10 protein-coding genes are annotated in these 13244 nt (G+C 50.2%); 2 read left to right on the forward strand and 8 right to left on the reverse strand.

Features of this window, described 5'->3' with window-relative positions; translation table 11 throughout:
* Nucleotides 1–159 precede the first annotated feature (159 nt).
* On the forward strand, nucleotides 160–1521 hold the full coding sequence (gene trhP, locus CWE06_RS05480) for a prephenate-dependent tRNA uridine(34) hydroxylase TrhP (protein WP_126791960.1): 1362 nt from the start codon (nucleotides 160–162) through the stop codon (nucleotides 1519–1521).
* Nucleotides 1521–1709, forward strand: coding sequence for a YfhL family 4Fe-4S dicluster ferredoxin (locus CWE06_RS05485; protein WP_126791962.1), 189 nt, complete (start codon nucleotides 1521–1523; stop codon nucleotides 1707–1709). The genes trhP and CWE06_RS05485 overlap by 1 nt, the downstream gene beginning before the upstream one ends.
* A 125-nt stretch (nucleotides 1710–1834) precedes the next feature.
* On the opposite strand, the gene CWE06_RS05490 is transcribed toward CWE06_RS05485, so the two are convergent.
* From CWE06_RS05490 to CWE06_RS05525, 8 genes are all read right to left on the reverse strand, one after another.
* The gene (locus CWE06_RS05490; RefSeq protein ID WP_126791964.1) at nucleotides 1835–2923 is read right to left on the reverse strand and encodes an ACP S-malonyltransferase; all 1089 of its coding nucleotides are present in this window, start codon (nucleotides 2921–2923) and stop codon (nucleotides 1835–1837) included.
* Nucleotides 2920–5253, reverse strand: a complete 2334-nt coding sequence (locus CWE06_RS05495; RefSeq protein ID WP_126791966.1) for a dehydrogenase E1 component subunit alpha/beta — start codon at nucleotides 5251–5253, stop codon at nucleotides 2920–2922. The genes CWE06_RS05490 and CWE06_RS05495 overlap by 4 nt, the downstream gene beginning before the upstream one ends.
* A gap of 5 nt (nucleotides 5254–5258) precedes the next feature.
* On the reverse strand, nucleotides 5259–6437 hold the full coding sequence (locus tag CWE06_RS05500; RefSeq protein ID WP_126791968.1) for an acyl-CoA dehydrogenase: 1179 nt from the start codon (nucleotides 6435–6437) through the stop codon (nucleotides 5259–5261).
* Between the two features lie 233 nt (nucleotides 6438–6670).
* Complete coding sequence (locus CWE06_RS05505; protein ID WP_126791970.1) at nucleotides 6671–7390, reverse strand: hypothetical protein; 720 nt, start codon at nucleotides 7388–7390, stop codon at nucleotides 6671–6673.
* Nucleotides 7391–7529: 139 nt separating this feature from the next.
* A complete protein-coding gene (locus CWE06_RS05510; protein ID WP_126791971.1) occupies nucleotides 7530–8789 on the reverse strand; it encodes an NRAMP family divalent metal transporter in 1260 nt (419 codons plus the stop codon).
* Between the two features lie 113 nt (nucleotides 8790–8902).
* Nucleotides 8903–10000: an OmpA family protein gene (locus CWE06_RS05515; protein ID WP_126791973.1), complete on the reverse strand. Its 1098-nt coding sequence runs from the start codon at nucleotides 9998–10000 to the stop codon at nucleotides 8903–8905.
* A gap of 296 nt (nucleotides 10001–10296) precedes the next feature.
* Nucleotides 10297–12279 carry a bifunctional 2',3'-cyclic-nucleotide 2'-phosphodiesterase/3'-nucleotidase gene (locus tag CWE06_RS05520; RefSeq protein WP_126791975.1) on the reverse strand — a complete coding sequence of 661 codons (1983 nt, stop codon included), beginning with the start codon at nucleotides 12277–12279 and terminating at the stop codon, nucleotides 10297–10299.
* Between the two features lie 14 nt (nucleotides 12280–12293).
* The gene (locus CWE06_RS05525; RefSeq protein ID WP_126791977.1) at nucleotides 12294–13160 is read right to left on the reverse strand and encodes a 23S rRNA (adenine(2030)-N(6))-methyltransferase RlmJ; all 867 of its coding nucleotides are present in this window, start codon (nucleotides 13158–13160) and stop codon (nucleotides 12294–12296) included.
* Nucleotides 13161–13244: the final 84 nt, after the last annotated feature.

The following is a 13244-nucleotide window of genomic DNA, read 5'->3' on the forward strand; positions in this document are numbered from 1 at the left end:
CTGAGTTTAGTTTATAGCCGAAAAGGGGTGGAGGCATACCTCGACAGGGGTATTTTTCAGCGCTAACGCTCCCTGCTTTGCGCCAGATCAACATGTCTCTCATGGGCCTGCTTAAAATAGCCGCAATTGTAAGCTAGGGTGAGTTCTACGAGTTAAACCATGACACATATTCCAGAATTATTATCGCCAGCCGGCAACCTCAATGCCTTGCGCATGGCTTTTGCCTATGGTGCAGACGCAGTCTATGCCGGCCAACCAAGGTTTAGTTTGCGCGTGCGCAATAATGAGTTCGATCTCGATACCTTAGCGATTGGAATTCAAGAAGCTCATGCTCTGGGGAAAAAGCTTTATGTGGTCTGCAACATTGCCCCGCATAACGCTAAGCTGATTAACTTTGTCGAAGACATTCGCCCAGTTGTTGAATTGGGTCCTGATGCGCTGATTGTGTCTGACCCTGGCGTTATTTTTCTGCTCCGTGAACATTTCCCACACATGCCTTTGCACTTGTCCGTGCAAGCAAATACCGTCAATTGGGCAGCGGTTAAGTTTTGGCAACAACAAGGCATTGAACGGGTCATTCTTTCTCGTGAGCTCGGCCTAAAAGAAATTGCCGAAATTCGTCGCCAAGTACCCGACATGGAAATTGAGATTTTCGTCCACGGTGCGCTATGCATGGCGTACTCCGGGCGCTGCCTATTGTCAGGGTATTTCAATAAGCGCGACCCGAACCAAGGCGCCTGCACCAACTCCTGTCGTTGGCAATACAAGGTCACACCGGCAATCGAAGACGCCGTTGGCCAAATTAACCCGCTACCGCAAATACTACAGGATGCCGTGGTGCTTGAAGAACCGCAGCGACCCGGCGAATACATGCCCATGTTTGAAGACATGCATGGCACGTACATTATGAACTCGAAGGACTTACGAGCGGTACAGCATGTGGCCGAGCTGACCGCTATGGGCGTGCATTCACTGAAAATTGAAGGCCGTACCAAGTCGCCCTATTACGTTGCTCGTACCGCACAAGTCTATCGGCGCGCCATCGACGACGCCGTCGCTGGCCGACCATTCGATGAAGCGTTATTGCATGAGCTCAATGGTATGGCCAATCGCGGCTTTACCGAAGGCTTTCTGCGTCGCCATGTGTCGCAATCCGAGTTACAGAACTATGCAACAAGCCATAGCGAAGGCGAGCAACAGTTTGTCGGTGAATTTACCGGCAATATTGACGTGCGCAGTGGTGTAACGTTTGCGAAAGTTGACGTTAAAAATCGCTTCGAGCTTGGTGACGCCTTAGTCCTGATGACCACAGCGGGTAACCACAGCTTTACTTTGCAAAACCTGCAAGACAAGCACGGTATGCAACTTGTGGCTGCACCGGGTTCTGGACATGTGGTGTGGCTGCCATTACCTACTGATCACGACAACCTGCCACTTGAACATGCGATGTTACTTCGTCAATTATTTGCTGTTGCTGAGCCACAAACGACAGTGCCGATACAAATCACCGAGGTGTCTTAATGTCGTTACAAATTCTTGATGACTGCATTAACTGCGATATGTGTGTGCCGGAGTGCCCAAACGAAGCAATTTTTATGGGTAGCAGTATTTATGTGATCGACCCAGATTTATGCACTGAGTGTGAAGGTTATTACGATCAACCTCAGTGCATTCCGGTCTGTCCGGTGGACTGTATTATTCCCCTATAACCGCTAGCGCGTTTGTCCTTCGTGAGCGCTAACGCTTGTCCGTTATAAGCGCTAACGCTTGTCCCTTATAAGCGCTAACGCGCTTGTGGCTTGTATGCGCTAACGCTTGTGGGGCATCAGCGTGCTCATTTGCTCACGAGCGCGCGCTGCTGTTCCATGCCTAGCGAGATGATATACGGGTATTCTTCTTTCGCCTGCGCATCTTTCTGCTGGGCAATAAAGTCCGCTTTACTGTGCATTTCATGCCAACCTTCGGCAATCAATGCTTGCGCTACCGCACCACCCATGGTCGCACCTGGACCGGTCAAAATAATCACATCCGGTGCAAACTCTTTCACCCCAGTCAGGATTGCTTGACTGAAATCGTAGGTTTCACAAACTTGGTGGACCAAGGTGTATTGGCGCAACGCTTCAACATCGGTACCAAGCGGTTGCCAAATAACGCCGCGGCCATCAATCATCGGTACTTTAGGTGCGCTGAAGAAGTCCTTCGCAAAAACTTCGAGTGCTTTTTTGCTTGCATCCGCCATCAGTGACGTGTGGAAGGCACTGTGGCCCGGCAATACCAGCGGATAACGATCATCCAGCGGCGGTAGTACCGTCATGGCGTGCTTAATTGCGCTGTCTGGTCCCGCCAGTACTTGGTAGCCACCAAAGCGAATGGAACGGTATAAACGCTTATCGTCGTCACTATGGTGCAGCAGCGACTCTATCAGTGCCTGACGCTCAGCATCCGCTTGCCAGTCGTCATTCACGTCTGGGTAAATCAACTGACCTCCCAGATCTTGGCTGCCAGAGTTTTGACCACCCCCTTCTTGACCACCAGTAAGCGCGGCCATACCGCCAACCAGTTCAAGGCCTTTTTCAGCATCGAGGGCGCCGGCACACGCTAAAGCAATGTACCAACCCATGCTGTTACCCGTCACCGCAGCGATTTCAAAACGGTCTTGATCAATGCTTAAAAAATCACTGTACGAACAGGCGTAAATTAGGGGGGCAGCGTTGTTCGCAGCCAAATGCTCGCGACTCTTAAACAGTTTGGCACTATCAAGCTCTTGAATAGGGGTTTCGCCCTGCTCTTTACGGATGGCATCTAACCGATCCAGCATATCCTTACGGTCACCATGATGAGTCGCCAAATAGCCCAACTCAGCACGGTTATAGGTTCCCCGCCCAGGGCAAACGACTAAAGCACGTAATTTTTCACGGCTCATGACTTCTCTCCTGCTTGCCCTTTACTACCGATTTTAGCGCCCGGCTTTAACGTACCGCCTTTGCTCGAATTTGCTCGCAAGCCTGCAATCGTATCGGCATCTGGAGAGTCCTGCCCCCAAATCAGCGCTTGTGCAGCACGGACAATGCCATCTTTTGCGGGTAACACATGGTAAGCGGCCTTCGCCAATGGAATAAATGAGTCATCCGCACATAAACGACCAAGTCGAGCTTGCACACCGGCTTCTTGCAACCGCGTCCACAATTCTTCAGACACCGAGCCGGTTTCCCGACATTCGTCAACAATCAGAATATTCGGGCAATCGCTAATCGCCATCAGCAGACTTTCCATGGGTAATGGATGCAGCCAGTTTAAATCAACGACACGACTTTTCACGCCATTATCAGCCAGCTCCTTTTGCGCTTGGCGTGACAGATAATAGCCATTGCCATAACTGACAATACATAAGTCAGCCTTTCCGCTCGCACTTTTAGTATTGCTCTCATGGACACTAACTTCACCTAAGCCAATGCGCTCATGTGGGTCTGGATAATCAAACATCCAGCCGTTATCACCCGCTTCGTACAAGTCTTTTTGGTTGTACAAGGCGATGGGCTCAAGGAAGATCACCACCCGCTTTTGCTCATCCGCTAAACGAACCGCTTCACGCAGCATTCTAGCCGCTGACGCACCATTCGACGGGCAAGCAACGACAACGCCAGGTAGGTCACGAAACACCGCAAAGCTATTGTCGTTATGGAAGTGACCACCAAAACCACGTTGGTAAGCCAAGCCTGCAACACGAATAACCATGGGGTTGGTGTATTGGCCAGAACTGAAAAACGATAAGGTCGCCGCTTCACCGCGAATTTGGTCTTCGGCATTATGCACATAGGCCAAAAATTGGATTTCCGGCATTGGCAAGAAGCCATTGTGAGCTGCACCAATGGCCATGCCTAAAATACTTTGCTCGTCGAGCAAGGTATTCATAATGCGGTTAGGACCAAACTGATTGACTAAGCGACTCGTCACACCATACACGCCGCCTTTTTTACCAATATCTTCACCCATCATGATGGCGTGAGGGTATTGCGCAAACAGGTCATGCAACGCCCAGTTCAGCAACTTGTTCAGTGTTTGCGGTTTGCCGATGTTATGTTTTTCATGAGCAAAAAGCTGTTGCCGTTGTTCACCGCTTAGTGGCGGCGGAATTGGCTGCTCCGAGCGCTGTGGCGCAATCGAAGCCATGACTTCGCGACTGTCCTTCAGCTTGTCACGATAGATCGCTTCACGGCCGACCGCTCGCACGCGCGTAAAGAGCGCATTCAAGTAGTCCTGCATTTGCGCTCGGGTGGCAATGCCATAGGCCTCAAGCAACGCTAAGCTCGTACGCAACGGGTCATTGGCTTCATTATGGGCAATTTGATCCTTGCTGAGGTAGGTCATTTCAGCGTCAGAACCTGCATGGCCATAAAGGCGCACACATTTCATATGCAAGAACACTGGCTGACGGCGTTTGCGCGCAATACGCTCGGCTTCTTTCGCCGCTGCATAAACCGACAGTAAGTTGCGGCCATCACAGCTGACATAATTTAAGCCGGGGCGCCGACTGAAGCTTTGCTCAATCCAACCGTGCGGTGTGGCTGTGCTAATTCCAATGCCGTTGTCTTCACAAACAAACACCAGCGGCAGCGGCATACTTTGATAAGCAGTCCAACAGGCAGTGTTGATCGCCCCCTGGCTGGTTGAGTGGTTGGCCGATGCGTCACCGAAGCTGCACAGTACCGCAGCGTCATGTGGCACTTCACCGTCATGGTTTAGGCGTTTAGCCAAACCAATGCTGTGCGCCATACCCACCGCTTTCGGCAAATGCGAGCCAATTGTGCTGGTTTGCGGTGGTACAAACGCTGCTTTGCTACCGAGTACTTTGTGGCGGCCAGCAGAAATAGGATCGTCCTTACTCGCGGCAAAACTCAACAACATGTCGTAAATCGGCGTGCTGCCGTGCACCTGCTTCAAGCGCTGAATGAAAAACGCACCGGAACGGTAATGGAGAAACGCCATGTCATTGTGGCGAAAGGCAGCCGCTATTGCGGTGTTACCCTCGTGGCCAGCGGAACCAATGGTATAGAAGCTTTCGCCGGCTGCTTGTAGTTCGCGGGAATGGAGGTCGAGCACACGACTGGTTAGCTGCGTGTCTACCCAGTCAAAGAGTTGCGCTGGGGTAATGCCCAGCGCGTCGAGGTCTGGTAAATCGTCTACTTGCGGTAAAGGATTACCAAAGAGCGCCGTATTTAGGCGCTCCTGTAAAGGTTGCACCGTTTGGCTCATGATAATTAACCGAATGCAGCAAGGTCAGTTTGCGCACGGCCTAGAATTAAGGCGTGCACGTCGTGAGTGCCTTCGTAAGTATTCACTGCTTCAAGGTTCATCACATGGCGAATGACATGATATTCGTCCGCAATTCCGTTACCGCCATGCATATCACGCGCTACACGAGCGATATCGAGCGCTTTACCACAGCTGTTACGCTTGATTAAGCTGATGGTTTCTGGGGCTAATAAACCTTGGTCCGCTAAACGACCGGCTTGTAAAGAACCAAGCAGGCCTAAGCTGATTTCAGTTTGCATGTCCGCTAATTTCTTTTGAATCAGCTGAGTGGCTGCCAACGGACGACCGAATTGGATACGATCCATGGTGTATTGACGAGCCGCCTGCCAACAGAATTCTGCAGCACCTAGCGCACCCCATGAAATACCGTAACGCGCCTTGTTCAAGCAGCTAAAAGGACCTTTCAAACCCGTCACTTCTGGGAACATGTTCTCTTCGGGTACGAAAACGTTGTCCATCACGATTTCACCCGTGATCGATGCACGCAAGCTGAACTTGCCTTCGATTTTTGGTGCGCTCAAGCCGTCCATACCCTTTTCCAACACGAAGCCGCGAATAACGCCGTCGAGTTTGGCCCAAACCACGAAGACATCGGCGATTGGGCTATTGGTAATCCACATTTTGCTACCCGTTAAGCGATAGCCGCCGTCAACCTTCACCGCACGGGTTTTCATGCTTGCTGGGTCTGAGCCAGCATCTGGCTCGGTTAAGCCAAAACAACCGACCCACTCACCACTGGCAAGCTTCGGTAAATACTTTTCTTTTTGCGCTTGCGTACCAAATTCATTAATTGGGTACATGACCAACGAGCTCTGTACGCTCATGGCACTACGATAGCCGCTATCAACACGTTCAACTTCACGAGCGATAAGTCCGTAACACACGTGGTTGACACCCGCACCACCAAACTCTTCTGGAATCGTTGCACCGAGCAAACCCATTTCACCCATTTCGGTCATGATTTCGCGATCAAAACGCTCTTCCCGATTCGCCATCAGCACTCGCGGCATCAGGTTTTCCTGACAATAGGCGTGTGCACTGTCACGGATCATTCGTTCTTCGTCCGTTAACATCGAATCCATAAGGAATGGGTCTTGCCAATTAAATGCAGCGCGTTTACTCATGACGTCCTCTTCTGGGGTTAGCAGATTTTTTTGGGGTTAATTTGCTCGGGTAGAACTCGCATAATAGCAAGTTGCATACACAACTTATTATATCGAGTTTAACAGCGGAATACCTAGCAAGAAAGGACAGAAGTTGACAGATAAGACCAATTTAAGCAGCAATGCAGGGTAAACCCCTGCAATGCCGTTAGTTTTTAACCTTGTGGCGTGCTGCCGCAGCAAGGTGTCGGAAATTAAGGCTGCTCATCGCCGTCACCACTAAAATCGAAATAGACCGTTGCATTGCGGCCTTCTGATGTGGTCAAGGACATCATACGAATGTTCGTTGGTGCCCATTCTTGATCGCGCATCGAACGATGCAGTGCGCTCGAGTCGAATCGCGCGTCGCCTAAACTCGACACCTTCAGTTCGCAGAAACTTGTGTAACACTTCAGCTCGTCGATATTGAAATCGCGCAAGCTCTCATCGGTGATAAACAAATCTTGCAGGTTTTGCTCGAGCGGATACGCCCAATTCGGGTCAACCGGCTCATGTTCTGCACGTAGTGCGAAATCGTCCCCACTTAAGAATCCGTCGGCGGCATTGCGCAAAGCACGCTCTAACGCTCGTTCGTTATTACGGTTGTTCGTCGCTTCGTCCGCTGCTGACTGCACATCAAGTTCCGAGTCCAGCTCTAACTCTGGCTCTGGCTCCGCGGGTGCCCGCGCGGCGGCTTGCGCTTCTAGGCGCTCCGTCAGCATCAAAGTCAGCGAACGGTTCTCGGCCTGCAGTTCAGCAACTAGAGCCTCCAAGTAGCCGATCATCTTCCGCGCTTCGTCATCTGACTGGGTGACCACAACCTCTTCGATTTCTACCGTATCTTCAGCAGGTACTGCATTGTCGCGACTTTGCCAAAGCAAAATCACCAATACAGAAATAATCACCAAATACAGCCAATGCATGAACTTATTCATGTCTTAAATCCCTAGTTAACAATGTGAATTCCAATAATTTACAGCGTCTCATACTAGCACAGCAAATAAAACTCATTAGGGACCGTAGCTGGAATGCCATTCCAGCTACGGTCCCTAATGCGGTGTTTCAGCTACTTAGTCATCGCCAGAAGAGCAGCCAAGCGAGGTAGAAGGCGGCGAAACCGACCAGGTAAATGAGGCCAAGCCATGCCCAACCATGCAAAAGTTTATATTTCTTCGTGGTTTTTTGTTGTGGTGTTGCCGCTCGCCGCGCTAGTACGAAATTTAACCAAGCGAATAGCGGTGTCGTTAAGAATGCGGCGGTCATCGCAAACGCTAACATGGGTGCAAGTGCACCACGGAAGAAAGCGATAATACCTAGGCCAGCGAGCGCTTGCATGAGCAAGATTGTGCTGTAACCATGCACTCGATCGGTCGTTTTGCCCTGCCAAAGTAGCTGTGTCGCAATATGCAGTCCTCGCGCATAACCGTCGAGGACAGTCAGTGTCGTGCCAAACATACAAAAGAAGGCGACGAGTATCACCAGCCAGCGCGTCCATTCACCAAGGCTAGCTGCATACATGCCAACCAACTGCTCCGCAAAGGCACTGCTACCCATGGCAATTTCTTGATCTGATCCGTGTTGAATTAACGCACCGAGCGCCAAAAAGCAAAGTGCCAAAGCCGCAGTTGCCCAAAAGCCAACATTGAAGTCGAACAGGCCACCACGCCGTGACAAGGGCACAACGCGACGTTTCTCTTGCAACCAAATTGAGTTAATCACCGAGATTTCGATGGGCGCAGGCATCCACCCCATCATCGCGACCAAGAATGCCAAGGCAGCGAAATTCCACGGCGATGGGCTAACATAGTCAGTTGGTACATTCCCCTGCGGCCCAAGTTGGACAAGAGCGTAAAGCACCGCAGCAACGGTTAAAAGCGACAGCACGACCATCATGACTCGGGCAAGTAGGTCGAGCGAACGGTATTCCCCAAGCAAAAGAAAGAGCACGCAACCCAGCACAAGTAAGGCGCTCACCACCACAATATCTAGATTACCGGGCAGCATAAACTTCAGTAGATTTGCTGTTAGTAACAACACCCCTGCGGTGTTCACGATGGCGGCAACAACTGCTAGTACCGTAAAAATAACAAGGTAGCTGCGACCTTGGCGAAAGTACCCATGCACCAAGCTTTCGCGCTGATTCATGGTGTAATCCACAGCAAAGCGAAAGAACGGATATTTCAGCACGTTAATTAAAATGATCAGTCCGAAAAGCTGCCAGCCAAACAACGCGCCAGCTTGCGTTGAGGCGACTAGGTGCGAACCACCAATGGCGGCAGTCGCCATCAGTAAACCCGGGCCTAAGGCTCGAAATCGAGAAGCATGTTTTTCCATTGTTGTTCTTTTTATTTGGAATGGGCTTTTATTAATGCACAGTCGAGATAAAAAATGCAAAAAAAAATCCCCCGCCGGAGCGAGGGATTTTTGATTTGTGCGTCAATTTAGAATTAACGAGTTTGTGGAACTCGAATTTCTACTGACAAACGCGCTTCAGTACGACGGTTGCGAGCGTTAGCTGGTAAGCTAATTTCGTTCACAACTGGCTGGCTCATACCGTGGCCGCGAGTTTGTACACGGCTACGTGCAATACCATGCTCGTTGACAAGGATGTCACGTACCGCTGCAGCACGACGCTCTGACAAGCGCTGGTTGTACTCGGCAGTACCGATTAAGTCGGTGTGGCCGTGTAAAACGACTTGTGTGTCTGGGTGCTCTTTCATGAAGTCAGCTAAGCGACGGATATCACCTTGGTAATCGCTTGTGACTCGAGCTGAGTCAAATGCGAAACCAACGCGTAATTCTTCAGAAACCTGCTGAGTGGTGTACACAGTACAGCCGCGGCTATCGACAACATGGCCACGTGGCGTGTTTGGACACTCGTCACGGTAATCTGGAACGCCGTCACCATCTGTATCGGTAGTGCGGTCTTCTGTTGGCTCTTCAACGACTTGCTCTGCACGGCGACGATCGCGTGTGTTGTCAAACAACGGGCCACTGTTACCGAAGGTGTAAGCCATACCTAAGATAAACGATTGGTCGTTAAAATCTGACTTTGTTTGCGCCGCATATTCTGCTTTTAAGAACAAACGGTCAGAAATTTCATGACGGTAACCTAAGGTTCCGCGAACCATGCGATCACGATGCTCTTGTACTTTGGTTTGATTAATACCTAAACCGAAATACCAGTTGTGATTAGCAAAAAACAAAACGTCTGAACCCATCATGCGGCCATAGCCTTTGTTTTGTGCGTTATCAGTTTCAACGTCTACGTAGTCATAGTATGAACGAACAGCAAAACGCTTCGTCAAAGGAACCTGAATTTCTAAACCTGGCTGAGGGCTCTGTAGGCTGCCACTGAACGGCGTTAAGTTGCCCATGCCGTCGACATGAAAACGCTTATTGCTGTACTTGGTAAGGTGTAAACGCAAGCCTACTGAGATATCTTCCGTTCCAGCATAGTAACCGTCATCTGCAGCTGCTTGTGGGCTAACTGCAAGCAGACCAGCAATCACTGCAGGTAGTGCGATTCCGACAAATTTTTTCATAAGGGTATATCCTTCTTTCCTTTTAGCCGCTCCACTTACCCGGGAGGCTTGGGGGGGTAGTAAACCCTTATTCTGGCGCGACAGTGAATTTTTGCCACTGTTTTACCAAAACTTAACGATATCTGCGCAACAAATGTACCGCGCTACTCGATGCATTCAATAACTTAATAACATGCACGCCACTTCGGAGTATAACATTTGCGCCTTGAAGATCAACGTGAACCCTTTAATTTTCTGCATTTTTCAGGAAATTGCGTGGAAACCCTCACGCCACCCATCGAAGGATTTATCGGCAGTTAAGGCTGAACGTTTAGTTCATACCAAACAAAACCATCATCACCTCGGCGAACTTCTCGCAATCCGGGAATTTTTTGTGCTTCTTCTGCGGCAAGTTCTGACCCGTTACCACGGAAGCGAACGGTTGCTCCTTCGGGCAATTTTAAAGACCAATTATCCGCCACTGCTACCGCAAGATTTCCATTATTTTCCAATGTCTTAGCTCTTGCGTAAGCAGCAATGACTTGGCGCACTTCTTCGCCTGTCGAGTAGACAATTGAACGACCATCAAGCCCAGGGAAGTTACCACCGCCACCCGCTCGATAGTTATTCACGGCCACTAAAAACTTACGTTCCAGATCAATTGGCTCGCCCTGATAACGCACGTCATGTACGCGACGGGATTGCGTATTTATTAATTTACCTTGATTTGAGTAACGCGGAGGTTGTGAAAGATCAAAGCGATAGGACAAGCCATCGATCACGTCGAAATTGAAACTTGGGTAGCGGCTGAATAACTCCTGCGCTTCTGCTTCGTTTGCACGAATGGTACGGTATGCCAATGCCGACATTTCTAACCATTCAATGAGCTGGGCCCCTGTTAACTCGACCACTTGCAAGGTATTCGGATACACGTAGAGGTCGACGAGACTGCCCAAAGTGAATTCTCCTGCAGCGATCATGGTGTAATCGTCAGCACTTTGGAATCCATTGCGAAACGGCGCGGCTGCACTCAATAGCGGTAAGTCACTTGGCAATTCGCCCGTGGCTTGTAATCCTTCTGCAAACCAACGTTGTGCATCATTGATCATCTGCACGGCTGAGCCTGGGCGGATGCGGCCAAACAAACTCGTGACTGCGGTTTCGAGTTCGCCCAAAGGCTCATTAAGCATGGCCACTGTTGCCTCGTGTTCTGCGGCCATCATTGCTTCAAGTCGGGTGTCTTTTGCTTCGCTAATGGGGCGCACTTCGACCTGACTATTGATCACTGACCACGCAGTACCATCGTATTCTAAATGGAAATCGATAATACCAAGGTAGTCACCCCAATAACCCGGAGATACAGCCGGTACGCCGCGGACGAAACCGCGTTCGTTGTCGACTTCAGGTAAATCATCATAGGCCGCTGAGCCCGGAAATAATTGATGCTGATGACCGAACATCAGCGCATCTAAGCCACTGACACCGGCAAGTTGGTAGGTTGCTTGTTCAGCGAATTCGGGGTACGTGTCGTACAGTCGTAAACCAGAGTGAGGGATAGCGACAACTAAATCGGCGCCCTGCGCACGCATCTTCGGCACATAATATTCGGCGGCCGCCACCATATCGCGCACCCGCACTTGTCCCTCGAGGTGTTGTTGGTCCCAACGCATAATTTGCGGTGGCAAGAAGCCAATAAAACCGACATGAACAGGTACCAGGGTACCATCGTCAGCAACCAGTTCTTTGCGCACAATCACATAGGGTTCAACCAACGGATTATCCCAACCCTGAGATTGTTTCCCTGCATTTTCTGCCGAATCAGCCCAAAATACGTTGGCACTCACATAGGGAAAATCGGCGCCTGCGATTGTGCTCTCAAGGAATTCAAGGCCAAAGTTAAACTCATGGTTACCTAAGTTACCAACATCGTATTGTAAGTAGTTAAACGCCCGCATAATCGGATGGCGATACTGATCAACGTATGCGCTGCCTTGGGCAGCAACCCAGTCACCCAGTGCCGAGCCTTGAATTAAGTCACCGTTGTCGACCAAAAAATTATTCGGCTGTTCGGCGCGGGCGGCATGAATGAGCGCTGCTGTATGGGCTAAACCATAGCTTGCCGTTGGCTGCTGACGAAAATAATCATAGCCGACCATATAAGCATGCAAATCGGTTGTTTCCATGATTCGCACTTGCACTTGCGTACCCGCGGCAATCGGCTCAGCCGTTGGTGATTGACCACCACAAGCGGCTAATACTGCAGCGGCTAATGCCGCCAACATCACTTGATACTTCTTCATATTGCTGTCCGTTTTTAGTCGTTTTCTTTGCGTAACCAGGTTTGCTGAAGCTGCGCTGGTGCACCATAAATCGGTGCATAAGCCGGTAACAAAGGCGCCAACAATGTTTCAATTTCGGCTTCAATTTGCCATGGCGGATTAATCACCAACATCCCTGACCCATACATGCCACGTTCGCCACTCATGGCTTTGTAATGGAATTCACTTTGCAATATCGGCTGTTGTAGTTCCGTCGCGAGTCGTTGCAAAAGCTCTTCGTGGCGCGCAGCAGGCAATAAGGGATACCAAACTAATACGACAGCATGACGACAACGCTGCATGATTTTGCTTACGGTTGTTGCCACCGCAGCGTATTCGTCTTTATTTTCATACGCTGGGTCGATCAATGCCAACAGCCGCGGCGTTTTTGGTGGCAGCTGCTGCAAGATGCCCTGCAGGCCATCACCGTATATGACATAACCGGTTTGTCGAGACTCTTGTGCGGTTAATAATTGATGCTCTTGCGGATGCAACTCAAATACCGTGTGGCGGTCTTGCTCGCGAGTTAAGTCTGCAACCAAAGCTGGAGAGCCAGGATAAAACTCAAGTGTGTTGTCATCGCCCTGATTGACTGCCGCCAATGCCGAGAAATAATGCTGCCACTGTGGTTGTGTCGCCAGATCATCCCTTAAGTTCAGAGCCAGTTGCACGCCGTGCAAATATTCCCCAGTTTTTTGCGCTTGTGCATCGCGCAAATCGTACATGCCCTTGCCGGCATGGGTATCGAAATAATGAATGGCGCTCGACTTTTGCTGCATGCGCAAAATAGTCGCGAGCAAAATTAAATGTTTGTGTACATCGGCAGCATTGCCGGCATGGTAACCATGTTGATAACTCAGCACGTGAGCTCCTTGTAACTCTCTGTCTGCCGCATAGATTAACCTGAAAGCGCTTTATTGTCGTGCTTGTCTGCGCTATAACCATAG

The organism is Aliidiomarina haloalkalitolerans (genome assembly GCF_003987315.1).
Taxonomy (GTDB): domain Bacteria; phylum Pseudomonadota; class Gammaproteobacteria; order Enterobacterales; family Alteromonadaceae; genus Aliidiomarina; species Aliidiomarina haloalkalitolerans.

Excerpts from the sequence above, each read along its gene's own strand:
- CWE06_RS05500 (WP_126791968.1), bottom strand. The coding sequence starts at position 6,437 with ATGAGTAAACGCGCTGCATTTAATTGGCAAGACCCATTCCTTATGGAT.
- trhP (WP_126791960.1), top strand. The coding sequence starts at position 160 with ATGACACATATTCCAGAATTATTATCGCCAGCCGGCAACCTCAATGCC.
- CWE06_RS05495 (WP_126791966.1), bottom strand. The coding sequence starts at position 5,253 with ATGAGCCAAACGGTGCAACCTTTACAGGAGCGCCTAAATACGGCGCTC.
- CWE06_RS05490 (WP_126791964.1), bottom strand. The coding sequence starts at position 2,923 with ATGAGCCGTGAAAAATTACGTGCTTTAGTCGTTTGCCCTGGGCGGGGA.
- CWE06_RS05505 (WP_126791970.1), bottom strand. The coding sequence starts at position 7,390 with ATGAATAAGTTCATGCATTGGCTGTATTTGGTGATTATTTCTGTATTG.
- CWE06_RS05520 (WP_126791975.1), bottom strand. The coding sequence starts at position 12,279 with ATGAAGAAGTATCAAGTGATGTTGGCGGCATTAGCCGCTGCAGTATTA.
- CWE06_RS05510 (WP_126791971.1), bottom strand. The coding sequence starts at position 8,789 with ATGGAAAAACATGCTTCTCGATTTCGAGCCTTAGGCCCGGGTTTACTG.
- CWE06_RS05485 (WP_126791962.1), top strand. The coding sequence starts at position 1,521 with ATGTCGTTACAAATTCTTGATGACTGCATTAACTGCGATATGTGTGTG.
- CWE06_RS05515 (WP_126791973.1), bottom strand. The coding sequence starts at position 10,000 with ATGAAAAAATTTGTCGGAATCGCACTACCTGCAGTGATTGCTGGTCTG.